The following is a 25,527-nucleotide window of genomic DNA, read 5'->3' as shown; positions in this document are numbered from 1 at the left end:
ACCGGGACACCAAGAGAGAAGAGATCATGTTCGCATCCAAGAAGAGCCGCATCGCGGCCGGCGTGCTCGCCGCCGGGGCGCTGCTCGCGCTCAGCGCCTGCTCCTCCGGGGGCGGCGCGTTCAGCACCGGCTCCGCCTCGTCCTCGAGTGACGCCGTCACCATCGGCTCGGCCGCGTTCGGCGAGTCCGAGATCCTGATGCAGGTCTACGGCCAGGCCCTGGCGGCCAACGGCGTCAAGGTCAACTACAAGCCGAGCATCGGCCAGCGCGACGTCTACCTCAAGGCGCTGCAGGACGGCTCCATCGACCTCATCCCCGAGTACAGCGGCAACCTGCTCCAGTTCTACGACAAGAGCACCACCGCCACCTCGAGCGACGACGTCTACGCCGCCCTCAATGACGCGCTGCCGAAGGGCTACGAGGTGCTGGACCAGTCGGAGGCGCAGGACGCCGACTCGTACAACGTCACGAAGGAGTTCTCGGACAAGTACAACGTCAAGAGCCTCGACGACCTGAAGAACGTCACCGTGCCGTTGACCGTCGGCGCGAACCCGGAGTTCGCGACGCGCCCGTACGGCATCCCGGGCCTCAAGTCGGCCTACGGCGTCACCGCGACACTCAAGCCGATCAGCGACTCCGGCGGCCCGCTCACCGTGGCGGCGCTGAAGAACGGCGACGTCCAGCTGGCCGACATCTACACGACGACCCCTGCCATCAAGGACAACGGCTTCGTCACCCTGAAGGACCCGAAGAGCCTGATCGCCGCGCAGAACATCGTGCCGCTGATCAACAGCAAGAAGGCGTCCGACAAGGTCAAGGAGGTCCTGAACAAGGTCTCCAAGGAGCTCACCACCGAGGACCTGATCGACATGAACGGCGAGAACCAGGGCGAGAGCAAGACCCAGCCCGACCAGGTCGCCAAGAAGTGGCTTCAGGACCACCCGATCAAGTAACGGTCAGGCAAGTAAAGATCAAGCGGCTCCACCACGCGGCGGCTCGGGTTCCCGGGCCGCCGCGTCGGTGTCTGCGGACTCCATGTGCCGCGCCTCGCGCTTGCCGAGCACCTTCTTGACCACGTAGACCGCGACGATGAACAGCGCGATCACCGCGACGAAGATGTAGCCCGCCCAGTGCAGCTCGCGGGACAGCTCGCGGTAGCCGCCGGCCGCGGCCGAGCCGACGCTGACGTACGCGAACGCCCAGAGGATGCACGCCGGCACCGTCCACGCCATGAAGGTGCGGTACCGCATCGGGCTCATGCCGACGGTCAGCGGGATGAGCGAGTGCAGCACCGGCAGGAACCGGGACAGGAACACGGCGATACCTCCGCGCCGAGCGAGGTACGCCTCGGCGCGGTCGAAGTTGCGCACACCGATCCTGCGGCCGAGCGCGCTCGCGCGGATGCGCGGCCCGAAGAACCGGCCGAGCGCGAAGCCGATCGACTCGCCGCACAGCGCTCCGACGATGACGGCGACGACCAGGGCGACGTACTCGACGGGACTCGAGACCCCGGTGCTCGCAACCAGCACGACGGTGTCCCCGGGGACGACCAGCCCGACAAGGATCGACGTCTCCAGCATGATCGCGACCCCGGCCAGGAGCGTCCGCAGCACCGGGTCGACGCTCTGGACCAGGTCGAGGATCCAGGTGAGGGCGTCGTTCATGTCGTCGGCATCCGTCGCGGCATGCTCGAAGCGTAGCGGTGCACCCTGACCCGTCGCTGCACAGTGGCGGCGAGGACGCCCGGCTGCCCGTCAGCCCCGCGGCCCGGTCAGCTCAGGAGGATGACCAGCGGCGGAACGACCACCAGCAGCACGGTCGTCACCACGACGGCGGCGCGGGGCACCGGGCCGACGGTCCGTCGGTCGGCGGTGAGACGTTCCTCGCGGGCGAGCAGGGCCGCGCGACGCTGCTCGGGTGTCCGCTTGTCCTTCGGCGCGCCGAGGGCGGCGCCGGCCGGACCGGTCGCATCCACGAGCCTGATCGCGTCGGCGAGCACGGCGTCGCCCGACGCCTTGCGGGCGGTGTCGTCGGCCAGCTCCTCGAGCAGCAGCGCAACCGCATCCTGCGCCCGGGTCGCGATCGGGAACCAGGGGAGCGCCCGCTTCCAGGAGCGGAACGCGTCGAGCAGCAGGTGGTGCTTCTGACGCAGGTGGGCGCGCTCGTGCGCGACCACGGCGTCCAGCTCGGCGGGGGAGAGCAGTTCGATCATGCCCTCCGAGAGCACGGTGACGCTGCGCGCGCCGGGCAGGCAGTAGGCGGCGGGCGCGGGATGGTCGATCACGCGGGTGCTCGGCGTGTCCGGGAGTGGCGACGACAGCAGCCGCAGCAGCTCCATGTGCCGGTGCCTCTGGTTGCGGCTGCGCACCGCGGTGAGCGCCAGATTGAGGAGCAGGTGCGCGGTGAGGAGGATCGCCGCGCTCAGCAGGAACGCGTTGAGCAGGCTGACGCCCGGCGGCAGCGGGCCGCTGAACAGCGATGCGGCGGCGCCCTGGATGCGGCTCCACAGGTCGTCGCCGAACGGCAGCAGCCCCGCGAGCAGCAGGGACCCGATCATCGAGATGCCACCGGCGAGGGCGATGGACTGCCACAGCGCGACCGCGAGCACGGGCGCGGCGGCCGGCCACTTGGCGCGCGCGAGCAGCAGCGGCACCGGCCACGCGAGTGCGACGGCGAGCGCGCCCAGGAAGATCGCCCCGGCGAGCGGCGCGACGGGGTCGGTGCTCACACGCTGCGGGCGTCGAGCAGGCGGCGCAGCACCTCGGCTTCGGACTCGTCGACGGAGCCGACGAAGTACGCTAGCGCCTCGGTGCGGTCGGAGGACGACTCGAGCACTTCGCGCATGAGGTCGGCGACGTGGCCGGCGCGCGTGAGGGCGGCGTAGTAGAGGTGCGGTCGCGCGTCGCGGTCGCGGCCGACGAATCCCTTGGACTCCAACCGGGACAGCACGGTGAGGACCGTCGTCAGAGCTGGTGGCTTCCCACCCTCGCGGGATGCCGCTAGCTTGTCGCGTAGCTCACCGGCCGCGATGGGGGCGTCGCCGTCCCAGAGGGTGTCCATGACAGCCCGTTCCAGTTCTCCGAGGTTCGCCACGATCCCAGGGTAGCGCGAATGGGCTGGGAATGTTCTACACTTCGTAGAAGTTATTGTTCTACAGAACGTAGAAGTGATCCGGAGGGATGCACGTGAACGAACTGCTGGACCCGCTCCTGCTCTCACGCTGGCAGTTCGGGCTCACCACGATCTACCACTTCCTCTTCGTGCCGCTCACGATCGGGTTGGTCACCTGCACCGCGATCTTCCAGACCGCGTGGTACCGCACGGCGAAGCCGAAGTACCTCCAGCTGACCCACTTCTTCGGCAAGATCTTCCTCATCAACTTCGCGATGGGCGTGGTGACCGGCATCGTGCAGGAGTTCCAGTTCGGCATGAACTGGTCCGATTACTCCCGGTTCGTCGGCGACATCTTCGGCGCCCCGCTGGCGCTCGAGGGACTGCTCGCGTTCTTCCTCGAGGCGACGTTCATCGGCCTCTGGATCTTCGGCTGGGACAAGCTCCCCAAGGGGCTGCACCTGGCGACCATCTGGGTCGTCTCGGTGGGCAGCATCCTGTCGGCGTACTTCATCCTCGCCGCCAACGCGTTCATGCAGAACCCGGTCGGCTACCACCTCAACGAGGCGAAGGGACGTGCGGAGCTCACCGACCTGTGGGCGGTGCTCACGAACAAGGTCGCCCTCGCCGCCTTCCCGCACACGATCTTCGGCTGCTTCATGGTGTCGGCCGGCCTCATCATCGCGGTCGCCGCGTGGCACCTGTCGCGCAACCAGCACCTCGACACGATGCGCCCGGCGCTGAAGTTCGGCCTGTGGCTGATGATCGGCGCCGGAGTGGGCACCGTCCTGAGCGGCGACCAGCTGGGCCTCGCGATGGTCGAGACCCAGCCGATGAAGATGGCCGCGGCCGAGGCACTGTACAAGACCTCGACCGGCGCCGACGCCTCCTTCTCGATCTTCACCCTCGGAACACCCGACGGCGTCCAAGAGCTGTTCAGCATCCGCATCCCGTACCTGCTGTCGTTCCTCTCGACGCATACGCTGACCGGCACGGTCGAGGGCATCAACGACCTGCAGGCGCAGTACACGCAGCTGTACGGGCCCGGCGACTACACCCCGATCATCTGGGTCACCTACTGGGCGTTCCGGTGGATGATCGGCCTCGGCGCCGCGCACATCCTGGTCGCCCTCGCCGGCCTCTGGTTCACCCGCAAGGGCCGAAGCCCCAAGCCGTGGATGTGGCGGGTCGCGATCTGGGCGATGCCGTTGTCGCTGCTCGCCATGATCGTCGGCTGGATCTTCACCGAGATGGGCCGCCAGCCGTGGATCGTGTTCAGCCTCATGAAGACGGCGGACGGCGTCTCGCCCGGAACGAGCGGCCTGGAGGTGCTGATCTCGCTGATCGCCTTCACCGCGATCTACGGCACCCTCGCCGTCGTCGAGTTCAGGCTCATCAAGAAGGCGGCGCAGAAGGGCCCGGACGACGCCTCGAAGCATCTCGACGAGGCGGGCGAGCCCATCCCCGTCACCACGGTCTACTAGGAGGAGCAGGCAATGGATCTCGCAGTTCTCTGGTTCGGCATCGTCGCCTTCTTCTTCGTCGGCTACTTCGTGCTCGACGGCTTCGACTTCGGCGTCGGGATGGCCCTGCCGTTCCTCGGCCGCGACGACACCGACCGGCGCGTGATGATCAACACCATCGGCCCGATCTGGGATCTCAACGAGACGTGGGTGATCGTCGGCGGGGCCGCGCTCTTCGCGGCGTTCCCCGAGTGGTACGCGACGCTGTTCAGCGGGTTCTACCTGGCCCTGCTGCTCATCCTGCTCGCTCTCATCGTCCGCGGCGTGTCGTTCGAGTACCGCCACCAGCGGGCGAGCGCGCGCTGGAAGAAGTGGTTCGACGGGTTGATCGTCGTCGGGTCGGCGATCCCGGCGTTCCTTTGGGGTGTCGCGTTCTCGAACATCGTGCAGGGCGTGGCGCTCGACGCGAATCACGACTACACCGGCACGCTGTTCGACCTGCTGAACGGCTACGCGCTGCTCGGCGGCCTCACTATGCTGCTGCTGTTCTTCACTCACGGAGTCGTCTTCGTGTCCCTCAAGACCGACGGCGACCTGCGGCTCCGCGCGCGCCGGTTGGCGATCTGGTCGGGACTGGCCGCGATCGTCGTGGCCGCCGTCTTCCTCGGCTGGACGGCCGTCGCGCACTTCTCGCCGGTGTTCCTCGCGCTCGCGATCCTCGCCGCGGTCGCCCTCGTCGCCTCCTGGATCGCCAACCTGCGCGGCGTCGAGGGCTGGGCGTTCGGCTTCATGGCGGTGACGATCGCGCTGGCCGTGGTGTCCCTGTTCGCGGCGCTGTTCCCGGACGTCATGCCCTCCTCGCCGAACCCGGAGAACAGCCTGACGATCGCCAACGCGTCGAGCTCGCAGACGACCCTGACGATCATGACGTGGGTCGCGGCGATCTTCCTGCCGCTCATCCTCGTGTACCAGGGGTTCACGTACTGGATCTTCCGCAAGCGGGTGACGCGGGCGCACATCCCGCAGGAGGCCGAGGGCGCCCCGGAGTCGGTGACGGCCTGACATGCGCCCGCTCGACCCCCGCCTCCTCCGCTACGCGTCCGCGACGCGCGGCACGCTCGCTGCCGGCGCCCTCCTCGCGCTGCTGCAGACGGCGACCGTCATCGCGTTCGCGTGGCTCGTGACGGACGTGGTGGTGCGGGCGATCGCGGGGAGCCGCTGTCGTCCCTGAGCGGTGTGCTCGCGCTCCTCTGTGGGGTCGTCGCGGTACGCGCTGTGCTGTTCTGGGCGGTGGAGGCGGTGGCGTCGCGCGGGGGCGCGCGCGTGGTGGGGCAGCTGCGGGAGCGGCTGGTCGCGTCCATCGGGCGGCTCGGGCCGGGATGGGTCTCCCGCCGCAGCACGGCCTCGGTCACCCTCGTCGCGGGGCGCGGGATGGAGGCGCTGGACGGCTACTTCGCGAAGTACCTGCCGCAGCTGATCGCGACGGCGGTCGCCATGCCGCTGCTCGTGCTGGTGATCGGCTGGCGGGATCTCACCAGCGGCATCATCCTCGTGGTGACGCTCCCGCTCATCCCGCTGTTCATGGTGCTCGTCGGCTGGGCGACGCAGGCCGCGCAGCAGCGTCAGTGGGCCGCGCTGTCGCGGCTGTCGAGCGCGTTCCTGGATGTGGTGGCGGGCCTCTCGACGCTGAAGCTGTTCGGGCGGCAGCACCGGCAGGAGGCGCGCATCCGCGAGGTGAGCGAGCAGTACCGCGTGCACACGATGAAGGTGCTGCGCATGTCGTTCCTCTCCGGGTTCGTGCTCGAGCTCGCGGCGAGCCTGTCGGTCGCGGTGATCGCCGTCACCATCGGACTGCGGCTGCTCGGCGGGTCACTGGACCTCTCGGTCGGGCTGTTCGTGCTGCTGCTCGCGCCGGAGGCGTTCCTGCCGCTGCGGAACGTCGGGGCGGCGTATCACGCGGCGACGGAGGGGATCGAGGCGGCCGCGAACGCGTTCGCGATCATCGAGGAGGCGGAGGGTGCGGCTGGCGCGGCTGCGGTTGCGGCTGCGTCGCCTGCTGCTGTCGCGTCGGACGGGTCGCGGGGGCTGGTTTTCGACGGGGTCTCCGTCGGCTACGACGGGCGGGAGGTCGTCGGCGCGTTCGGCGCCGTCGTGGCGCCGGGGACGCTGGCCGTGCTGCGGGCGCCGAGCGGGAGCGGCAAGTCGAGCCTGGTGGCGGCCGCGCTCGGTTTCGTGCCCTACGAGGGACGAATCCTGGTGGATGGGCGGGCGGATGCGGCCGCTCGGCGTTCGGGGATCGCGTGGGCCGGGCAGCGCAGCGGACTCATGGCCGGGACGATCGCGTCGAACGTCGCGCTGGGCGACCCGTCGCCGTCTGCGGCTCGTGTCGCTGCCGCTCTGCGGGAGGCGGCGGCCGGCGAACTGGACCCCGCGACTCCCGTGGACGCGGGCGGGGCGGGACTCTCGGGCGGCCAGGCGCAGCGGGTCGCGGTGGCGCGGGCGCTGTACCGGCTGCGGTCGCGCGGGTGCCCGGTCCTCATCCTGGACGAGCCGACGTCGGCGCTCGACGCGGCGACCGAGGCGCGACTGCTGGAGTCGCTGCGCGGGATCGCACGGGACGGGGTGGCGGTGCTGGTGGTGAGCCATCGGGATGCGGTGGCGGAGGCGGCGGATGTGGTGCTGACGATGGAGGTGGGTGCGGGGGCCGTCTCCAAGGCGGCGGACGTCGTGCTGACGATGGAGGCGGGTGCGGGGGCTGTGTCCGCGGATGCGGTGCTGTCGACGGAGGCCGCTGCGGGGTCGCAACGCGCGGATGGACTACTGGCGGGTCCGGCGGCGAGGGACGCGGAGGTGTCGCGTGTCTGACGTGCGTGTGTCGGAGTCGATGGCGGCCGGTACGGACCCGGTGGAGGTCCGCCGCATCCTGCGCCTGGCGATCCCGCCCGCGGGACGCCTGTGGACGGCGATCGCGTTCGGCGTGCTGAGCGGCGCGAGCGCCGTTGCGCTGCTGGGGGTGTCGGCGTGGCTCATCACGCGGGCGTCCGAGCAGCCGGCGATGATGTACCTGTCGATGGCGGTGGTCGGCGTGCGGGCGTTCGCGCTCGGGCGAGCGTTCTTCCGGTACCTGGAGCGGCTGGCGGGCCACGACGCCGCGTTCCGTCAGCTCGGGACCGTGCGTTCGCGCCTCTACGCCCGGCTGGAGCCCCTGGCGCCGGACGGCCTCCGCGGAATCCGCTCGGGCGACCTGCTCACGCGGCTCGCGGACGACGTGGACGAACTCCAGAACCTCGCGCTCCGCGTCATCCAGCCGCTGGTCACGGCAGGGATCGTGGTCGCGGGTAGTGTCGTGGTCGCGTTTCTGGTGCTGCCGGCCGCGGGGTTCGGGCTGCTGGTCATGTTGGCCATCGCGTTCGTGGGCGGCGTGCTGCTGAACCGCTGGGCGGCCGGGACCGCCGAGCGACGGATCGCGCCACTGCGCGCGGCGCTCAACGACGCGCTCCACGACCTCGTCGCGAATCTCGATGTGCTGACCGCCTTCGGCGCGCTGGAGGCGGGGGAGCAGCGGGTGCGCGAGGCGAGCGAACGCCTGACCGCCGCCGCGCGTTCCCGGGCCATCGGACTCGGCGTGACGGCGGGGGCGGTCTCGCTGCTCGCCGGCGGCGCCACGGTGTGGGCGCTGGCCGCCGGCGTGCCGGCGCTGAGCGGCGGCGGACTGTCCGCGCCGGGACTCGCGGTGATCGCGCTACTCCCGATCGCGGTGTTCGAGGTGTTCGGGACGGTGCCGCTCGCCTTCGGCGCGTGGCGGAGCGTGCGCGCCAGCGCCGAGCGGATCGCGTCGGCCGCGCCCGCGGTGCTGCCGGACGGCATCCCGGTGGATGCGGCGGATGCGCTGCCGCTGGACGGAGGGGCGGTCGCGCCGGAGGTTACGTGCGGCGGCATCCCGGCGGATGCGCCCGATGCGCGGCCGCTGGCTGGAGCGGCCGTCGCGCCGGAGGCCGTGCACGGCGGCATCCCGGCGGATGGGCTCGGTACAGGGAAGCCGGGCACCGTGCGGGCTGTCGCGCCGGAGGTCGTGCTCGACGGAATGTCGGCCCACTGGCCGGACGCGGACGTCCCGGTGCTGCGCGACGTTGCGCTGCGCCTCCGTCCGGGCGAACGCGTCCTGCTCACCGGGCCGACCGGCGCAGGCAAGACCGCGCTGGCGCACGTGCTGACGCGGCTGATCGCCCACACCGGCGTCTACCGGCTCGGAGGTGCCGACGCGGACCGCGTCCGGCAGGACGACGTCCGCCGCGTCGTCGGACTGGTCGAGCAGCGTCCACACCTCTTCGACGCCGACGTTCGGCAGAACCTCCTGTTCGCCCGGGACACCGCGACCGACGACGAGCTGCTGGCCGCGCTCGAGCGCGTCGGCCTGCGCGAGTGGGTGGTCGAACGCGGCGGGCTGGGAGCTGCCGTGGGCGAGCGCGGCGCGCTGGTCTCGGGCGGTCAGGCGCAGCGGATCGCGCTCGCGCGTGCCCTCCTCGCCGACTTCCCGGTACTCGTGGTCGACGAGCCGACCGCCAACGTCGACGCCGCGGCCGCCGACGCGATCATCCGCGACGTGCTCACGACCGCCGCCGAGGACGGCCGCACCGTCCTCCTCATCTCGCACGCCGACGTCCCGCCCGACCTCGTCGACCGCACCCTCCGCCTCGAGGCCGGTGCGCTGGTCCACTGACTCGGCCCCTACCGCGCACCTACTCGTCCCAACACGCCGCTACGCCCCGTCGCAAAACGGCGTGTTAGGCCCACCAGATCGCGTGCCGTGGGCGGCGACACGCTCACCAACATCCTGGGCGGCGCCTGACAGCCTGTCCGTTCATCTACCGCTCCCAACACGCCGTTATGGCTCGCCGCTTAACGGCGTGTTGCGACCACTAGATCGCGTGCCGCGGGCGGCGGGACGCACGGCAGCACCCTCGGTGGGCCTGCTGACCACTCGCCGTTCATCTACTTGTCGCAACACGCCGTTATGGTTCGCCGCTTAACGGCGTGTTGCGACCACTAGATCGCGTGCCGGCGTCGACCGCCGCCGCGGCGGCTGAGACCGGCGCTTGCGTCATCCATGGGTTGCAACACGCCGTTATGGCACGCGCTTAGCGGCGTGTTGCGTCCCGTGGATGCGCGTCAGGGCAGCGGACGGGCGAGCGCCGCGAAGCGCTCTACTTGTCGCAACACGCCGTTGTGGCTCGTCTCCTAACGGCGTGTTGCGACCACTAGAGCGCGTGCCGGCGTCGACCTCCGCCGCGGCGGCGGCCGTGACCGGCGCTTGCATCATCCATGGGTCGCAACACGCCGTTTCCGGACGCGCGTAGCGGCGTGTTGCGACCCATGGATGCGCGCGTCACGGCAGCGGCCGCGCGAGCGCCGCGAAGCGGGCGCGCCACGCGTCCGTGCGCGCCGGGTCCAGCGCCAGCGCCGGGCCGTCGACCCACGACGTGACCGCCCGGATCCCGTGCAGCGCGTTGACCGCCCACAGCACTGCGCCGTCCAGCTCGGACGGACGCACCGTCTCCTCCTCGACCGGCACGCCGACCGCCGCCGCGATGCCGCGCACGGTCCGCGCGGCGACGCTGTCGACGCGGGGGAGCGAGAACGGCGGCGCGAATAGCGTCCCGTTCCGCCACCACAGCAGCGCCGAGGTCGCGCCATCGGACACGTGCCCGCCGTCGAGGATGACCGCCTCCTGAGCCCCCACCCGCTGCGCGCGCTGCCGCAGCGCGCTCAGCCGGTCGATGTCCGGACCCTTGAGGTGCGGCACCCGCCGCGGATCCCCGTCGGCGGTCGCCACGACCAGCGACTCCGTCAGCGCCGGCGCCGGCCGCAGCCGGAACCGCAGCCGCAGCGCCTCCCGCGCCCGCACGAGCTCGAACCGGGGGAACCACGCACCATCCGCGGGCACAGACGCGATCGCGGCATCCCAGAACGCCGACAGGTCGTCGCCCGCATACCCTGCTCGCGCACCGTCTCCATGAAGCGCGCGCGGTGCAACCCGAGCGCCAGGACGCGGCCATGCCGGACGAGGAACGAGTCCGCCCCCAGCAACTCTGTCTCGACGACCTCGCAGTCGTCGCGCACGCGGAGCGCGCCCTCCGCCCAGTCGGCGAGGGTGTTCACGGGACCGGCGCTGCGTGCATCCACTCGCCTAGGCTAGTGCGGTGGCCCACCCGCTCCGTGTTCACCGGCTCGACGCCTGGGTCGATCCCGCGGATGCCTTCGCGACCCTCTTCGGCGGCGACGGCGTGGATGCGGTCTGGCTCGACAGCGGTCCGGACGCGGTGACCGGGCGCTCGTTCATCGGCACCGGGCAGCTCACCGCGACGGCGTCTGTCCAGGACGGCACTGTCACGATCGGCGGCGAGACCCGGCCGGGCGGCATCCTCGACGCCCTGCGCGACGACCTCGCCGAGCGCGCGCACACCGATGCCACCGGCTACCCGCTCGGCGGCGAGACCCGGTCGGGCGGGATCCTCCACGCCCTGCGCGACGACCTCCGCGAGCGCCCGCATCCCGACACCAATGGATACCCGCTCGGCTGGTGGGGCAGGCTCGGGTACGAGGCCGGCGCGACCGTTGCCGGCGCGCCGGTCGCAGCCCCCAACGCCGCGAACCGGACCCCGGACGCAGCCCTCCTCTTGGTGGACCGCCTGATCGCCTTCGACCACAGCACCCGCACGGTCGACATCGTCGCCCTCGACGCCCCGGACGCCCGCGCCTGGATCCGCACCACCGCCTCCCGCCTCCTTACCGCCACCGGTGCAGCAGAAGCCCACGAGGCCTCGCGTCCCATCCCCACCATCCCCGCAGCCTGGCGCCACGACGCCCCCGCCTACCTCGCCCTCATCGCCGCCTGCCAGGACGCCATCCGCGCCGGCGACGCCTACCAGCTGTGCCTCACCAACCGCGCCCAGGCACGCACAGACGCCGACCCACTCGCCGTCCACCTCCGCCTGCGTCGGGCCAGCCCCGCGCCCTACGCGGGGTTCCTCCGGATCGGCGGCGACGTCCTGGTCAGCTCCTCGCCGGAGGAGTTCCTGCGGATCGACGGCCGCCGAATCCGCACCCGCCCGATCAAGGGCACCCGCCCGCGTGGCGCGACCGTCGCCGCCGACGTGGAGCTGCGCGCCGAGCTGGAGGCCAGCGAGAAGGAGCGCGCCGAGAACGTCATGATCGTCGACCTCATGCGCAACGACCTCGGGCGCGTCTGCGTGACTGGTTCCGTCGAGGTCAGCCACCTGCTCGCCGTCGAGAGCTACGCCCAGGTGCACCAGCTCGTCTCCACGGTCGAGGGGACGCTCCGCCCGGGCCTCGGCGCCGTGGACGCGGTGGCCGCGTGCTTCCCGGCCGGATCCATGACCGGTGCGCCGAAGCTCAGCGCCATGCGCATCCTGAACGGGCTGGAGGGCGGCCCGCGCGGCGCGTTCGCGGGCTGCTTCGGCTATCTCGGCGTCGACGGCAGCGCCGACCTCGCCATGGTGATCCGCAGCATCCACTTCTCGGACGGCGTCGCCACGATCGGGGCGGGTGGCGGGATCACCGCGCTCTCGGTGCCGGAGGAGGAGCTGGAGGAGGTCCGCGTGAAGGCCGCGGCGGTGCTCGCGGCGGCCGGAATCACGCCGTAGGCGAACCGGGAGCGCGCTGGGAACGGTCTGGACGCGTCCGACGTTTAGTACTCTGGAGACCCGGGCCCTGTCGCCCGGACCTCTTCCGTGCCCTCCCGCAGCAGGCGCAGGCACGACGGAAACGAGATTGAGAGTCACGTGGCAGACCAGCACGACGAGCAGACGCAGCCCGAGCGCGGGCAGTACGACTTCGCGACCATCCAGGAGAAGTGGCTCCCGGTGTGGGAGGAGCTGCGCCCGTTCGCGACCGACGACCCCGCCGACAAGCGGCCGCGCAAGTACATCCTCGACATGTTCCCGTACCCGTCCGGGGACCTGCACATGGGTCACGCCGAGGCGTACGCGCTGGGCGACGTCATCGCCCGCTACTGGCGTCAGCAGGGCTTCAACGTGCTGCACCCGATCGGCTGGGACTCCTTCGGCCTGCCCGCCGAGAACGCGGCGATCAAGCGCGGCCTGGACCCGGCCGGGTGGACCAACGACAACATCGCGCAGCAGAAGGCGTCGATGCGCCGCTACGCGCCCAGCTTCGACTGGGATCGCGTGCTGCAGACGAGCGACCCGGGCTACTACCGCTGGAACCAGTGGCTGTTCCTGAAGCTGTACGAGAAGGGCCTGGCCTACCGCAAGGCGAGCCAGGTCAACTGGTGTCCCTTCGACCAGACGGTGCTGGCGAACGAGCAGGTCGTCAACGGCCGCTGCGAGCGCTGCGACCACCTGGTCACCAAGAAGAAGCTGACCCAGTGGTACTTCCGCATCACCGACTACGCGGACCGCCTGCTGGATGACCTGAACCAGCTGGAGGGCGCCTGGCCGTCCAAGGTCATCTCGATGCAGCGCAACTGGATCGGGCGCTCGACCGGTGCCGACGTCACGTTCCAGATCGAGGGACGCGACGAGCCGGTCACGGTCTACACGACCCGTCCGGACACGCTGTACGGCGTCACCTTCATGGTCGTCGCGCCCGACTCCGACCTGGCCGCCGAGCTGGTGAGGGATGCGCGTCCCGAGGTCAAGAAGCGGTTCGACGACTACCTGGACGTCGTCCGCGGCACCACCGAGATGGACCGCCTGAGCACCGAGCGCGAGAAGACCGGCGTCTTCCTGGAGCGGCACGCGATCAACCCGCTGACCGGTGAGAAGCTGCCGATCTGGGCAGCCGACTACGTGCTGAGCGACTACGGTCACGGCGCGATCATGGCCGTGCCCGCGCACGACCAGCGCGACCTGGACTTCGCCCGCGCGTTCGACCTGCCGGTGCGCGTCGTGGTGGACACCACGCAGCCGGTGACCGGCGCCATCCCGGTGATCCACACGGATCCCGAGACCGGCGAGCCGATCCTGCCGGACGACGTCGAGCTGTCCAACCCGTCCGAGACGGGCGTCGCGCTGACCGGCGAGGGCCGGCTGATCAACTCCGGGCCGTTCGACGGGCTGAGCAAGTCGAACGCGATCCGTCGCGTCACCGAGGCCCTGCAGGCGTCGCACCTGGGCGCCCCGGCGAAGAACTTCCGCCTGCGCGACTGGCTGATCTCCCGGCAGCGGTACTGGGGCACGCCCATCCCGATCATCCACTGCGAGGAGTGCGGCGAGGTGCCGGTCCCCGAGGCCGACCTGCCGGTGCTGCTGCCGCCGGCCGAGGGCCTGGACCTGCAGCCGAAGGGCACCAGCCCGCTGGGCGCGGCGACCGACTGGGTCAACGTCTCGTGCCCGAACTGCGGCGGCCCGGCGAAGCGCGACACGGACACGATGGACACGTTCGTCGACAGCTCCTGGTACTTCCTGCGCTTCCTGAACCCGAACGACGCCACGCAGGCGTTCGACCCGCGCGAGGCGGAGAAGTGGGCTCCGGTCGACCAGTACGTCGGCGGCGTGACCCACGCCATCCTGCACCTGCTGTACGCGCGCTTCATCACCAAGGTGCTGTTCGACTTGGGTTACATCTCGTTCACGGAGCCGTTCACGGCGCTGCTGAACCAGGGCCTGGTGCTGATGGACGGCTCCGCGATGTCGAAGTCGCGCGGCAACCTGGTCAAGCTGTCCGAGCAGCTGGACGAGCACGGTGTGGATGCGGTGCGCCTGACCATGGCGTTCGCCGGCCCCCCGGAGGACGACATCGACTGGGCCGACGTGTCGCCGTCCGGCTCCGCGAAGTTCCTGGCGCGCGCCTGGCGCATCGCGGACGACGTGACGAGCGCTCCCGACGTGGTCTGGAAGACGGGGATGCGGCCCTGCGCCGCGTCACGCACCGCCTCCTGGCCGACGCGCCGGGCCTGGTGGAGTCGTTCAAGTTCAACGTCGTCGTCGCCCGTCTGATGGAGCTGGTCAACGCCACCCGCAAGACGATCGACTCCGGTGCCGGCCCCGCCGATGCCGCCGTCCGCGAGGCCGCCGAGGTCGTCGCCATGGCGCTGAACCTGTTCTCGCCGTACACGGCGGAGGACATGTGGGCGAAGCTGGGCTACGAGCCGTCGGTGGCGCTGGCGCAGTGGCGCAAGCCCGACCCGACCCTCCTGATCGAGGAGTCGGTGACCGCGATCGTCCAGGTCGATGGCAAGGTGCGCGACCGCCTGGAGGTCTCGCCGAAGATCCCGTCCGACGAGCTGGAGTCGCTGGCGCGCCAGTCGGAGGCCGTCATCCGTTCGGTGGGCGACCGCGAGGTCGTGAACGTGATCGTGCGCGCGCCGCGACTGGTGAACATCGCGACGAAGCCGCGGGGCTGATCCGGGTCTCCTGCCGGGCGCGAACGCGCAGGCAGGAGGCCGGGGGTTAGCATCGGCCGCATGACCCTGCCCGCTGACAGCCACGTTCACAGCGAGTGGTCGTGGGACACCGGTGGTCCACACTCGGAGGCCGTCGGACGGATGCGGGCGACGTGCGAGCAGGCCGTCCGCATCGGCCTCCCCGCGCTCTTCTTCACGGAACACCTGGACATCCCCGGCACCTGGCGCGCCGAACCGGACGATCTGATGCCGCACCAGCGCCACTATGTGCAGCCCGACGGTTCGATGGTCTTCGACCCTCTGGACGTGGACGGCTACTTCGACGCGATCGACCGGATGCGGCACGAGTTTCCGTCGCTGGAAATCTTCACGGGTGTCGAGTTCGGCCAACCCCATCTCTTCGAGGCCGAGGCCCGGGCGCTCGTCGACCTCGGCCGCTTCGACCGCGTCAACGGGTCGCTGCACACGCTCGACATGGGAGGCGGACGCGCCGAACCGAGCAGGCTGCTGAAGGAGCATCCACCCGCCGCGGTGATGGAGGCGTACCTGGCGGAGATCCCGGTCATGGTGGCGGGGTCGGATGCGTTCGACGTCTTCACGCATATCGACTACGCGCTGCGTCATTGGCCGGCGGACTCGGTCGGACCCTTCGACCCTCGGGAGTTCGAGGAGGGCATCCGCAGTGGGATGCGTGCCATCGCCGAGAGCGGACGCGCGCTCGAGCTGAACACGAGGCGCCTCTGGTCGTGGGTCGTCCAGTGGTGGGCGGAGGAGGGAGGGCGCACCATCAGCTTCGCGAGTGATGCGCACACGCCGGATGCGATTGCGAGCAACTTCCCGGAAGCGGTGATTCTTGCGGAGTCGTTCGGATTCCGTGCGGGGGCGACTCCGGGGGAGCTGTGGGTGCGTAGGGGTTGACGGAGCTGGGTTGAGCTGTTGTGCACAGCTCCGCGGTTTCGTCGTCTCTCCACAGATTCCCGCAGGCTGACGTGGTCTGAGTTGCGTCTTCCTAGCGTGGAGGGATGCGACACCGAGCCGAACACACTTCCGACGCCGAAGCCCCGGAGGGGCGTTCGGCGCGCGTCCAGGTCAGCATCGGCGCTGCGGTGGTGCTGGTCATCCTGGTGGCAGTCGTCGGCGTGCTCGTGTCGGCTGCCGCGCAGGGCGGTAGTGAGGTCCCTGTTGTGGAGCCGACGGCCTCCGGTTCGTCCCTCCTCCCGTCTCCAGCTGCGGTGGATACCGGCGGCCAGCTGCTGGTGCACGTCACGGGGGCTGTGCGGAAGCCGGGCATCGCATCGCTCGCCGCCGGGTCGCGCGTGCTCGACGCCGTTGCGGCGGCCGGCGGGCTGACCGATGACGCCGATCCTTCTGCCGTCAACCTCGCGCGCCCCGTCGCCGATGGTGAACAGCTCGTCGTCCTGCGCGTGGGTGAAGCGCCGCCGCCCGCGGCTGCAGCAGGCGGCGCGGGAGGTGCGGGCGCCGTAGGAGGCGTGGTCAACCTCAACACCGCGGCGCAGGCCGACCTCGAGACTCTGCCGCGCATCGGACCGGCGCTCGCCCAGCGCATCCTGGACTGGCGGCAGGCCAACGGCCGCTTCACCGCGGTGACGGACCTCCTGAAGGTCTCGGGGATCGGCCAGAAGCTGTTCGACGGGCTCAAAGACCGGGTGGCCGTCTGATGCCGGACCTCCGCCTCGCGCTGCCCGCGATCGGGCTGTGGATCACCTGCGCAGTGCTCATCGGGGTGCCGTCCGCGGCTGGGTGGACTGCGGTGGCGGCCGCTGGGGGAGCGCTGCTCCTGCTCGGGATTGCGGCCGTCCCGCGTCGGCGGGGCCGCTCCGATGTGCGCCTTGCGAGAGTCGTGCCTGCCGGGTCTGATGAGCCCACGACAGGCCGCGTGCCTCCCGTGTCCCGGTCCACCTCCGCTGTCCCCGCGACGGCACGTGCCGCCGTAAGGTTCCGTCGCGGGCCGTCCGCTGTGCATGCTGCGGGCCCCGCCGCCGCGACCCCCCGGCCCCGTCGCGGCCGCTTCGCCGCGGCCGCCACCGTCCTCGCCGCGACAGCCCTCGGGGCTGCAGTCGTCGCGGCGCAGAGCCCGGGCCGGGACAGCGCCACGCTCGCGACCGCCGCGCGCGACCGGGACTCCGTCGAGCTGCTGGTCCGCATCGATCGGACACCGCAGCGCATCTCCTCTGGCTTCGGCGACGAGCCGAGATGGTCGGCGCGCGGCACCACCATCTACTCCCCGACGAGCGTGCCGGTCACCCTTCAGTTCGACGCCGCGGTGAACGACGCACGCCGGCTCGCGAACGGCGCAGAAGTCCGCGCTCACGGCACGCTGGTCCGCAACGAACCCGGTGAAGCGACCACCTACACCGTGCGCGCTCCGAGCGGGGAATCGCCGGCTGTCGAGCGGGAGCCGCCGCCCTGGCTGGCGTGGGCGGCGACAGTCCGGACGGCGTTCGCCGAGTCCGCCTCCCGAACACCGGGAGGCGGCGGTGCCCTCCTCCCTGGCCTCGCGATCGGGGACGAGACATCGCTCCCGCCCGACCTCGACGAAGCGATGAAGGCGTCCTCGCTGAGCCACCTCACCGCCGTCTCCGGCGCGAACTGCGCGCTCGTCATCGGCCTCGTCTTCCTCTTGGCGCGCGCGGTGGGAGCAGGACGCCGGCTCCGGATCGGCCTCGCCGCGTTCGCACTCCTTGCCTTCGTGGGTCTCGTCGGCCCTGGGCCGAGCGTCATCCGGGCGGCCGCGATGGCCGGCGTGCTGCTGCTGGCGCTCGCACGCGGCCGTCCGGCCGACGGTGTCCCCGCGCTGTCGCTCGCCGCCGTCGTCCTTCTGGTGCACGACCCGTGGCTCGCCCGCGACTACGGGTTCGCGCTGTCGATCCTCGCGACGGCGGGTCTGCTCGTCCTCGCCGGTCCGCTCAGCGTCATCCTCCGTCGGTGGATGCCGCGCTCGCTCGCCATCGCGATCGCCGTACCGACAGCCGCCCAGCTGGCGTGCCAGCCGGTCCTGATCCTGCTGACGCCGTCCCTGCCGCTGTGGGGGATCCCGGCGAACCTGCTGGCCGAGCCGGCCGCCCCGGTGGCGACGGTGCTCGGCTGCCTGGCCTGCGCGGTTCTGCCGTGGGCTCCCGGCCTCGGCGACCTGCTCGTGCGACTCGCCTGGGTCCCCTCCGCCTGGATCGCCCAGGTGGCCACCCTCGCGAGCGGGCTGCCGGGCGGAGCGCTGCCGTGGGCTCCGGGCATCGTCGGGGTCGGGCTGTGCGCGGTCGTGCTGGTCGCCGTGGTCCTGGTCGTGATGCGCGGCGCGCCGCGGACGGTCGCTGTCGTGGCGGCGCTCGCGCTGGGCACCGGGGGAGTCGCTTACGTCGCCGTCCTCGGCGGTGGCACAGTCGGACGCGCCCTGGCCATCCCCGGTGACTGGCGGATCGCCGCGTGCGACGTGGGGCAGGGTGACGGTGTGCTCCTGCGCGACGGCGACGCGGTGGCGATGATCGACGTCGGTCGTCATCCCGAGCCGGCCGCCGCCTGCCTCGACCGGCTCGGCGTGAGCACGATCGAGCTGCTGGTGCTGACGCACTTCGACGCCGACCACGTCGGCGGGATCGCCGGGGTGGTGCCGCGCGTCCGGCGGGCGATCACACAGGCGCCCGACCGGGACGCGGACCTGCACACCCTCGCCGTGCTCGCCGAGCACCGCGTTCCCGTGGAGCAGGGCCACGCGGGCATGAGCGGGCGTCTCGGTTCGACGACGTGGCGGCTGGTCTGGCCTCCTGCTCCTGGTCCTTCCGTGCCGACGGACGCAGGCATCGGCAACCCCGGCAGCATCACCTTGGAGGCGGAGGGCGGCGGCGTCCGCTCGATCTTCCTCGGCGATCTGGGTGAAGAGGCCCAGGATGCGTTGCTCGCCACGCGCACCGTCCGCCCGGTCGACGTGGTGAAAGTCGCCCACCACGGCTCCGCCGACCAGAGTCCCGCGCTCTACCGCGCGCTCCAGGCCCGAGTCGGCCTCATCTCCGTGGGCGCGCGCAACGGTTACGGGCACCCGACGGCGTCGGCTCTTCGCATGCTGTCCGCCGCTGGCACTGTCCCGGTGCGTACGGACGAACGCGGGATGCTCTTGGTCTCGGCGGGATCGGGATCGTCGGGCGTCCGGGTCTGGAGCGAACACGGCTCGGCCGCGACTGACGGTGGTCGCCCGTATCCTGGAGGGGCGGCGCTGGGACGAGCCCTGACCGCGAACCAGCGAGGAGACACGTGGCGACCCGAGGCGGCAGCAGAGGCGGAGCGACCAAGGCACGCGCCGCCGTCAGCGCGATCCCGCAGCTCCCGTGGAACCAGGTGCGCGCGGCTCCGGTCGTGCTGGTCACCGGGTCGGAGGGGTTTCTCGCCGACCGTGCGGTCCGCACGCTGCGCGATGCCCTCAAGGCCGACGACCCCAGCCTCGAGATCAGCGACCTCCACGCCGGCGACTACGCGCCGGGCGAACTCCTCACCGTCGCGAGCCCCTCCCTGTTCGGCGAGCCACGGCTGATCCGCGTCGAAGCCGTGGAGAAGTGCAACGACGCGTTCCTCGCCGACATGCTCGACTACCTCAACGCCCCCGCCGATGGCACAGTCGTCACCCTCCGCCACGGGGGAGGGGTGCGTGGCAAGAAGCTGCTTGACGCGATCCGTTCGGGCACGGGTGGCGGCATCGAGGTCGTGTGCGCCGAGCTCAAGAAGGACGCCGAGAAGTACGACTTCGCGCAGGCCGAGTTCGCCGCGGCGGGCCGCAAGGTCACCCCGGGCGCGCTCCGTGCGATCACCTCCGCCTTTTCGGACGACCTCGCCGAGCTCGCGGCCGCCTGCCAGCAGCTGCTGTCCGACTCCGCCGAGCAGATCACCGAGGCGACCGTCGACAAGTACTACGGCGGCCGCGTCGAGACGAACGCGTTCCAGGTCGCGGATGCCGCGATCGCGGGGCGACACGGGGAGGCGCTGGTGACCATGCGGCACGCGCTCGCGTCCGGCGCCGATCCGGTTCCGATGGTGGCCGCTTTCGCCAGCAAGATCCGCACGATGGCGAAGATCTCAGGCTCGCGCGGCGGCTCCGGCCAGCTCGCACAGCAGTTCGGCCTGGCGCCGTGGCAGGTCGACCGCGCCCGCCGCGACCTCCAGGGCTGGACGGAAGACGGCCTCGGCCGCTGCATCGAACTCCTCGCCGAGACCGACGCGAACGTCAAGGGCGGAGGCCGCGACCCGGTCTTCGCGCTCGAGCGGATGATCCGCATCGTGAGCGCCCGCGGACGCGACTGAGTCGCGTCCCACCCGGCACCTCCCGCACATGCAGCGAGCCCCCGCCCGGACCGTGGTCCTGAGCGGGGGCTCGCTAGCGGCGCGGGACAGGTCCCGCGGTCGGTCGTCGCTTAGAGCGCGGCGACCTGCTTGGCGATCGCAGACTTGCGGTTCGCCGCCTGGTTCTTGTGGATGACGCCCTTGCTGGCCGCCTTGTCGATCTTCTTCGCGGCGAGACGCAGCGCCGCGGTCGCCTTCTCCTTGTCGCCCGCCACGACGGCCTCACGGGTGGCGCGGATGGCGGTCTTGAGCTCGCTCTTGACGGCCTTGTTGCGCTCCTGCGCCTTCTTGTTCGTGCGGTTGCGCTTGATCTGCGACTTGATGTTTGCCACGAGTGGTCACTTTCGTTTCTGAGTGAGTTAGGGATGTGCCGCTCAGCGGAGAGGGCGCCTTGCGGCGTTTCGTGCGGACACATCCACACGCAAGCCAACAAACAACTCTACCAGCGCCCTACGTCTCCTGCCAAAACCCGCGAGCGCCCGGTCAGACGCGGGCGGGCGCGTAGCTCCCGACCAGCAGCTCCTCCAGCAGCGACGGGCCGTTCGGCTCCCAGCCGAGGTCGATCCGCGCCTTCGTGCCGCGCGCCTGCTGGTCGAGCAGCAGCGCGTCCGCGAGCTGTTCGCCGAGCCGCGACCGCGATTCCTCCACCGACTCACCGGCGACACCGCCGGCGAGGCCCGCCGCCTGGGCCGCGGCCTCGCCCAGTTCGCGCACGGTCGGGTTCTGACCGCCGGCGCCGATGTACGTCGCACCGGCCGCGCCATGCTCGAGCGCGAGCACGTACAGCGCCGCCAGGTCGTCGACGTGGACGGTCGCCCAGTGCTGCGAGCCGTCGCCGATCAGGCGCAGGGCGGGAACTCCGGATCCGCGGGGCGCGTCCACGATCACGTTCGCGAGACCCTTGCCGTATCCGTACACGATCGACGGGACGACGACCGTGCCGCGCACGCCCTCGGCCTCGCGCACCAGCGCCTCGGCGGCACCGCGCCAGGCGGTGAGAGCCGGCGGAGCGACGGGGAGTCCTCGGCGATGTCGTCGTTGGAGCCGTACGTCCAGATGCCGCCGGTGTGGACGAACGGCTTGCCCGTTCCGGCCAGTCCGGCCAGCACCGCCGGGACCAGCACCGCGTCCACGTCCTTGGCCGACGCCAGGTGGATGACGCCGTCGCTCTCGCGCGCAGCCCGCTCGACGAGGGCCGCATCGGTCGCGTCACCGATCAACGCGGTGGCGCCGACCGCCTCGACTGCGGCGGCCTTCTCGGCGTCGCGCACGAGCGCGATGACGGAGTGGCCTTCGTCGAGGAGGCGGGGGAGGACAGAGGATCCGATGAAGCCGGTTGCACCGGTGAGAAGGATGGTCATAGCTGTCCACAACGCCTGTGGAGATCCCACATTCCCCAGATTTGGTCTTCGCCGCTGACGCGGGTTGCGCCGCGCGTAGGCTCGATCCATGACTTCCACCAGCATCGCCATCGTCAACGGTTATGTCGTCCCGGTCTCCGCGGAGCCCATCGAGAACGGCGTCGTCCTGGTCAGGGACGGCGTCATCGAAGCGGTCGGCACGGCCGACGAGGTGAGGTTGCCGGAGGGCGTGGAGGTCGTGGATGCGGCCGGCAAGTGGGTGCTGCCCGGCTTCATCGAGTCGCACGGCCATGTCGGCATCCATGAGGAGGCGAACGGCCCCGCGGGCGACGACACGAACGAGATGACGACCCCGAACACCGCGGCGGTCCGAGCGATCGACGCGATCAACATCGACGACGAGGGCTTCCGCGACGCGCTCTCCGGAGGCGTGACCTCGGTGGTGGTCAAGCCCGGGTCCGGCAATCCGATCGGCGGCCAGACGGTCGCCATCAAGACCTGGGGCGGCCGCATCATCGACGAGCAGGTCATCCACGAGGCCGTGAGCGTGAAGTCCGCCCTCGGAGAGAACCCGAAGCGGGTCTACGGCGGCAAGAACCAGACGCCGAGCACGCGTCTCGGCGTGGCGATGATCATCCGCGAGGCGTTCGTCGCGGCTCAGAACTACCGGGCGGCGCGCGACAACGCAGCGGCCGAGGGCAAGCCGTTCGACCGCGACCTCTCCAAGGAGACGCTGGTGCGCGTCCTCGACGGCGAGCTGGCCTGGGACCAGCACACTCACCGCCACGACGACATCGCCACGGCACTGCGCCTGGCCGACGAGTTCGGCTACCGGCTCGTCGTGAACCACGGCACCGAGGCGCACAAGATCGCCGACGTCCTCGCCGAGCGCGACATCCCGGTCATCTTCGGCCCGATGTTCACCTCGCGGTCCAAGGTCGAGCTGCGCGACCGGGCGATCGCCAACCTGGCGACGCTCGCCAAGGCCGGCGTGCGGGTGGCGATCACGACCGACCACCCGGTGGTGCCGATCAACTTCCTGATCTACCAGGCAGCCCTCGCGGTCAAGGACGGCCTGCCGCGCGAGACCGCCCTGGAGGCGCTGACGGTCAACCCGGCGGCATTCCTGCGGCTCGACGACCGGGTCGGCTCGCTGACCGCCGGTCTCGATGGGGACGTGGTGGTCTGGTCGGGCGATCCGCTCGACGTCAACTCTCGCGCGGAGCGGGTCTTCATCCAGGGCGCCGAGGTCTACCGCTTCGAAGACGGCCAGGGGCACGTCGTGGAGCGCGCCGAGCGCTTCGCCTGAGCGCCTCCGGGCGCACGCGTCACCGCGCGTGCGTCCGGGGGCCGGGGTTCATGGGAGAATGGCCGGACGATGTCACCACGAGCTCTTCAGGCCCTCGAGCCCGCCGCGACCGACCCGGCCTCCCTGCGCAACTTCTGCATCATCGCGCACATCGACCACGGCAAGTCGACGCTGGCCGACCGCATGCTGCAGATCACCGGCGTGGTCTCCGACCGGGACATGCGCGCGCAGTACCTCGACCGCATGGACATCGAGCGCGAGCGCGGCATCACCATCAAGAGCCAGGCCGTCCGGATGCCGTGGTCGGTCGACGGTGACACGTACGCGCTGAACATGATCGACACTCCCGGCCACGTCGACTTCACGTACGAGGTGTCCCGGTCGCTCGCCGCGTGCGAGGGCGCGATCCTCCTCGTGGACGCGGCCCAGGGCATCGAGGCGCAGACCCTCGCCAACCTCTACCTCGCCCTCGAGAACGATCTGACGATCATCCCGGTGCTGAACAAGATCGACCTGCCGGCGGCCGACCCGGACAAGTACGCGGAAGAGCTCGCCAGCCTCATCGGCGGCAAGCCGGAGGACGTCCTGCGCGTCTCCGGCAAGACCGGCATGGGCGTCGAGGCGCTGCTCGACCGGGTGGTCGCCGAGATCCCCGCGCCGGTCGGCGTGGCCGACGCGCCCGCCCGCGCGATGATCTTCGACTCCGTCTATGACAGCTACCGCGGTGTCGTCACCTACGTCCGCATGGTCGACGGCAAGCTGCAGCCGCGCGAGCGCATCCAGATGATGTCTACGCGCGCGACGCACGAAATCCTCGAGATCGGCGTCTCGTCGCCCGAGCCCACCCCGTCGAAGGGTCTCGGCGTCGGCGAGGTGGGCTACCTGATCACCGGCGTGAAGGACGTCCGTCAGTCGAAGGTCGGTGACACGATCACCTCCGCCGCGAAGCCGGCCACCGAGGCGCTGCCCGGTTACACCGAGCCCAAGCCGATGGTGTTCTCCGGCCTGTATCCGATCGACGGCAGCGACTACCCGGAGCTGCGCGAGGCGCTGGACAAGCTGAAGCTCTCCGACGCGGCGCTCGTCTACGAGCCCGAGACATCGGTCGCGCTCGGCTTCGGCTTCCGCTGCGGCTTCCTCGGGCTCCTGCACCTCGAGATCATCACCGAGCGCCTGTCCCGCGAGTTCGGCCTCGACCTCATCACGACCGCGCCGAGCGTGATCTACGAGGTGACGACCGAGGACAAGAAGACCGTCACGGTCACCAACCCGAGCGAGTTCCCGGGCGGCAAGATCGACAAGGTGGAGGAGCCGATCGTCAAGGCGGCCATCCTCGCCCCCAAGGACTACGTCGGCGTCATCATGGAGCTCTGCCAGAGCCGCCGCGGCTCGCTGCTCGGCATGGAATACCTCGGCGAGGACCGCGTCGAGATCCGCTACACGATGCCGCTCGGCGAGATCGTCTTCGACTTCTTCGACCAGCTGAAGTCGAAGACCGCCGGCTACGCCTCCCTCGACTACGAGCCCTTCGGCGAGCAGGAGTCCGACCTCGTGAAGGTCGACATCCTCCTGCAGGGGGAGACGGTGGATGCGTTCAGCGCGATCGTCCACCGGGACAAGGCCTACGCCTACGGCACGATGATGGCCTCCCGCCTGCGGGAGCTCATCCCTCGGCAGCAGTTCGAGGTCCCCATCCAGGCCGCCATCGGCGCCCGCATCATCGCGCGCGAGAACATCCGCGCGATGCGCAAGGACGTCCTCGCGAAGTGCTACGGCGGCGACATCACGCGTAAGCGCAAGCTCCTCGAGAAGCAGAAAGAGGGCAAGAAGCGCATGAAGATGGTCGGCCGCGTCGAGGTCCCCCAGGAGGCGTTCATCGCTGCGCTCTCCGGCGACACGGAGAAGAAGGACAAGAAGTAGCGGTCAGCCCCGCCGGTACACGTTCACCAGAACGCCCGACGCCAGCGGCCGGGTCGACTCCAGAGTCAGCCGCTGGTACGGGAAGCCGTCCGGGAACAGCTTCTTCCCCGTGCCGAGCACCAGCGGGTAGACCATCAGCCGGTACTCGTCGACGAGGTCGGCGGCCGCGAGCGTCTGCACGAGCTCCGTGCTGCCCCAGATGCGGATCTCGCCGTCGATCTCGTCCCGCAGCCTCGCGACCTCGTCGGCGACGTCCGGTCCGAGGAGGAATGAGTTCTTCCAGCCGAGCTCGGTGACCGTGCGGGAGACGACGTACTTCGGGATGCGGTTGTAGCGGCGGGTCAACTCGCCTTCGAGCCCCGGTGCGTCCTCATTCCACACACCCCACGAGCGCGCCCAGATGTCGTAGGTCGTCCGGCCGAGCAGCAGCGCCTGCGTCCGGCTCTCCCAGTCGAGCACGAGCGATCCGTCGGAGCCGTCGTCGTGCTCCGCGTCCCAGTCCAGCGCCCAGCCGCCGTACGGGAAGCCGCCCGACGGGTCCTCCTCCGGCCCGCCGCCTCCCTGCACCACGCCGTCGAGCGTGATGAACGCTTGCAGCACGATCCTGCCCATGGGTGCTCCCTTCCTCGCGAG

20 protein-coding genes and 2 pseudogenes are annotated in these 25,527 nt (G+C 70.8%); 14 read left to right on the top strand and 8 right to left on the bottom strand.

Translation table 11 applies throughout. From position 1 onward, the window contains the following. Nucleotides 1-26: 26 nt before the first annotated feature. On the top strand, nt 27-953 hold the full coding sequence (locus tag ACRAWB_RS06730; RefSeq protein ID WP_431352606.1) for an ABC transporter substrate-binding protein: 927 nt from the start codon (nt 27-29) through the stop codon (nt 951-953). 18 nt (nt 954-971) lie between these two features. On the opposite strand, the gene ACRAWB_RS06725 is transcribed toward ACRAWB_RS06730, so the two are convergent. From ACRAWB_RS06725 to ACRAWB_RS06715, 3 genes are all read right to left on the bottom strand, one after another. Beyond that, a complete protein-coding gene (locus ACRAWB_RS06725) occupies nt 972-1,664 on the bottom strand; it encodes a DedA family protein (protein WP_431352605.1) in 693 nt (230 codons plus the stop codon). Nucleotides 1,665-1,771: 107 nt separating this feature from the next. Beyond that, on the bottom strand, nt 1,772-2,728 hold the full coding sequence (locus ACRAWB_RS06720) for a M56 family metallopeptidase (RefSeq protein WP_431352604.1): 957 nt from the start codon (nt 2,726-2,728) through the stop codon (nt 1,772-1,774). Beyond that, nucleotides 2,725-3,093, bottom strand: coding sequence for a BlaI/MecI/CopY family transcriptional regulator (locus ACRAWB_RS06715; RefSeq protein WP_363809064.1), 369 nt, complete (start codon nt 3,091-3,093; stop codon nt 2,725-2,727). The genes ACRAWB_RS06720 and ACRAWB_RS06715 overlap by 4 nt, the downstream gene beginning before the upstream one ends. A 92-nt stretch (nt 3,094-3,185) precedes the next feature. Between ACRAWB_RS06715 and ACRAWB_RS06710 the strand changes: the two genes are divergently transcribed. From ACRAWB_RS06710 to ACRAWB_RS06690, 5 genes are read left to right on the top strand one after another with little or no spacing between them, the layout of a single operon-like run. Then, nucleotides 3,186-4,595, top strand: a complete 1,410-nt coding sequence (locus ACRAWB_RS06710) for a cytochrome ubiquinol oxidase subunit I (RefSeq protein WP_431352603.1) — start codon at nt 3,186-3,188, stop codon at nt 4,593-4,595. A gap of 12 nt (nt 4,596-4,607) precedes the next feature. After that, complete coding sequence (gene cydB / locus ACRAWB_RS06705; protein ID WP_431352602.1) at nt 4,608-5,636, top strand: cytochrome d ubiquinol oxidase subunit II; 1,029 nt, start codon at nt 4,608-4,610, stop codon at nt 5,634-5,636. Between the two features lies 1 nt (nt 5,637). After that, complete coding sequence (locus ACRAWB_RS06700; protein ID WP_431352601.1) at nt 5,638-5,805, top strand: hypothetical protein; 168 nt, start codon at nt 5,638-5,640, stop codon at nt 5,803-5,805. A 5-nt stretch (nt 5,806-5,810) separates the two neighbouring features. Next, a complete protein-coding gene (gene cydD, locus ACRAWB_RS06695) occupies nt 5,811-7,439 on the top strand; it encodes a thiol reductant ABC exporter subunit CydD (RefSeq protein WP_431352600.1) in 1,629 nt (542 codons plus the stop codon). Nucleotides 7,440-7,458: 19 nt separating this feature from the next. Then, on the top strand, nt 7,459-9,294 hold the full coding sequence (locus tag ACRAWB_RS06690; protein ID WP_431352723.1) for an amino acid ABC transporter ATP-binding/permease protein: 1,836 nt from the start codon (nt 7,459-7,461) through the stop codon (nt 9,292-9,294). Nucleotides 9,295-9,960: 666 nt separating this feature from the next. On the opposite strand, the gene ACRAWB_RS06685 is transcribed toward ACRAWB_RS06690, so the two are convergent. Further along, on the bottom strand, nt 9,961-10,518 hold the full coding sequence (locus ACRAWB_RS06685) for an aminotransferase class IV (protein ID WP_431352599.1): 558 nt from the start codon (nt 10,516-10,518) through the stop codon (nt 9,961-9,963). A gap of 256 nt (nt 10,519-10,774) precedes the next feature. On the opposite strand from ACRAWB_RS06685, the gene pabB reads away from it, so the two are divergent. The 6 genes and pseudogenes from pabB to holA all read left to right on the top strand — a co-directional run bounded on the left by pabB (nt 10,775) and on the right by holA (nt 20,265). After that, nucleotides 10,775-12,238: an aminodeoxychorismate synthase component I gene (gene pabB / locus ACRAWB_RS06680; protein ID WP_431352598.1), complete on the top strand. Its 1,464-nt coding sequence runs from the start codon at nt 10,775-10,777 to the stop codon at nt 12,236-12,238. Nucleotides 12,239-12,376: 138 nt separating this feature from the next. After that, nucleotides 12,377-14,961 (top strand): annotated as a pseudogene (leuS, locus tag ACRAWB_RS06675) (leucine--tRNA ligase). A gap of 60 nt (nt 14,962-15,021) precedes the next feature. Continuing rightward, on the top strand, nt 15,022-15,879 hold the full coding sequence (locus ACRAWB_RS06670; RefSeq protein WP_431352597.1) for a PHP domain-containing protein: 858 nt from the start codon (nt 15,022-15,024) through the stop codon (nt 15,877-15,879). Nucleotides 15,880-15,983: 104 nt separating this feature from the next. Then, nucleotides 15,984-16,640: a helix-hairpin-helix domain-containing protein gene (locus tag ACRAWB_RS06665; protein ID WP_431352596.1), complete on the top strand. Its 657-nt coding sequence runs from the start codon at nt 15,984-15,986 to the stop codon at nt 16,638-16,640. Next, nucleotides 16,640-18,916: pseudogene (locus ACRAWB_RS06660) on the top strand (ComEC/Rec2 family competence protein); the annotation flags it as partial. The gene ACRAWB_RS06665 and the pseudogene ACRAWB_RS06660, both read left to right, overlap by 1 nt. A gap of 308 nt (nt 18,917-19,224) precedes the next feature. Then, a complete protein-coding gene (gene holA / locus ACRAWB_RS06655) occupies nt 19,225-20,265 on the top strand; it encodes a DNA polymerase III subunit delta (RefSeq protein WP_431352595.1) in 1,041 nt (346 codons plus the stop codon). A gap of 110 nt (nt 20,266-20,375) precedes the next feature. Here holA and rpsT read toward each other — a convergent pair whose 3' ends face one another. From rpsT to ACRAWB_RS06640, 3 genes are all read right to left on the bottom strand, one after another. Further along, nucleotides 20,376-20,636: a 30S ribosomal protein S20 gene (rpsT, locus tag ACRAWB_RS06650; RefSeq protein ID WP_064109082.1), complete on the bottom strand. Its 261-nt coding sequence runs from the start codon at nt 20,634-20,636 to the stop codon at nt 20,376-20,378. A 151-nt stretch (nt 20,637-20,787) separates the two neighbouring features. Then, nucleotides 20,788-21,270, bottom strand: coding sequence for an NAD-dependent epimerase/dehydratase family protein (locus ACRAWB_RS06645; protein ID WP_431352594.1), 483 nt, complete (start codon nt 21,268-21,270; stop codon nt 20,788-20,790). Next, complete coding sequence (locus ACRAWB_RS06640; RefSeq protein WP_431352593.1) at nt 21,189-21,665, bottom strand: NAD(P)H-binding protein; 477 nt, start codon at nt 21,663-21,665, stop codon at nt 21,189-21,191. Before ACRAWB_RS06640 ends, ACRAWB_RS06645 begins: the two co-directional genes overlap by 82 nt. Nucleotides 21,666-21,753: 88 nt before the next feature. Between ACRAWB_RS06640 and ACRAWB_RS06635 the strand changes: the two genes are divergently transcribed. Next, nucleotides 21,754-22,974: an amidohydrolase gene (locus ACRAWB_RS06635; protein ID WP_431352592.1), complete on the top strand. Its 1,221-nt coding sequence runs from the start codon at nt 21,754-21,756 to the stop codon at nt 22,972-22,974. A 69-nt stretch (nt 22,975-23,043) separates the two neighbouring features. Next, nucleotides 23,044-24,894 carry a translation elongation factor 4 gene (gene lepA / locus ACRAWB_RS06630; RefSeq protein WP_431352591.1) on the top strand — a complete coding sequence of 617 codons (1,851 nt, stop codon included), beginning with the start codon at nt 23,044-23,046 and terminating at the stop codon, nt 24,892-24,894. A gap of 3 nt (nt 24,895-24,897) precedes the next feature. Here the strand turns inward: lepA and ACRAWB_RS06625 are convergent, their stop codons facing one another. Continuing rightward, entirely contained in the window at nt 24,898-25,506 is a 609-nt protein-coding gene (locus ACRAWB_RS06625; RefSeq protein WP_431352590.1) for a dihydrofolate reductase family protein, read from the bottom strand. Between the last annotated feature and the right edge of the window lie 21 nt (nt 25,507-25,527).

It is taken from the genome of Leifsonia poae (assembly GCF_050632865.1).
In the GTDB taxonomy this organism is placed as follows: Bacteria; Actinomycetota; Actinomycetes; order Actinomycetales; family Microbacteriaceae; genus Leifsonia; species Leifsonia poae_B.
The sequence above is the reverse complement of the archived record's forward strand: the minus strand, read 5'-3'. Positions and strand labels throughout refer to the sequence as shown.

What these genes read in the sequence shown, in the direction of transcription:
- ACRAWB_RS06640 (WP_431352593.1), bottom strand. Translation starts at nt 21,665, where the DNA reads ATGACCATCCTTCTCACCGGTGCAACCGGCTTCATCGGATCCTCTGTC.
- ACRAWB_RS06725 (WP_431352605.1), bottom strand. Translation starts at nt 1,664, where the DNA reads ATGAACGACGCCCTCACCTGGATCCTCGACCTGGTCCAGAGCGTCGAC.
- ACRAWB_RS06625 (WP_431352590.1), bottom strand. Translation starts at nt 25,506, where the DNA reads ATGGGCAGGATCGTGCTGCAAGCGTTCATCACGCTCGACGGCGTGGTG.
- ACRAWB_RS06700 (WP_431352601.1), top strand. Translation starts at nt 5,638, where the DNA reads ATGCGCCCGCTCGACCCCCGCCTCCTCCGCTACGCGTCCGCGACGCGC.
- cydB (WP_431352602.1), top strand. Translation starts at nt 4,608, where the DNA reads ATGGATCTCGCAGTTCTCTGGTTCGGCATCGTCGCCTTCTTCTTCGTC.
- ACRAWB_RS06665 (WP_431352596.1), top strand. Translation starts at nt 15,984, where the DNA reads ATGCGACACCGAGCCGAACACACTTCCGACGCCGAAGCCCCGGAGGGG.
- lepA (WP_431352591.1), top strand. Translation starts at nt 23,044, where the DNA reads ATGTCACCACGAGCTCTTCAGGCCCTCGAGCCCGCCGCGACCGACCCG.
- ACRAWB_RS06730 (WP_431352606.1), top strand. Translation starts at nt 27, where the DNA reads ATGTTCGCATCCAAGAAGAGCCGCATCGCGGCCGGCGTGCTCGCCGCC.
- ACRAWB_RS06670 (WP_431352597.1), top strand. Translation starts at nt 15,022, where the DNA reads ATGACCCTGCCCGCTGACAGCCACGTTCACAGCGAGTGGTCGTGGGAC.
- ACRAWB_RS06635 (WP_431352592.1), top strand. Translation starts at nt 21,754, where the DNA reads ATGACTTCCACCAGCATCGCCATCGTCAACGGTTATGTCGTCCCGGTC.
- ACRAWB_RS06690 (WP_431352723.1), top strand. Translation starts at nt 7,459, where the DNA reads ATGGCGGCCGGTACGGACCCGGTGGAGGTCCGCCGCATCCTGCGCCTG.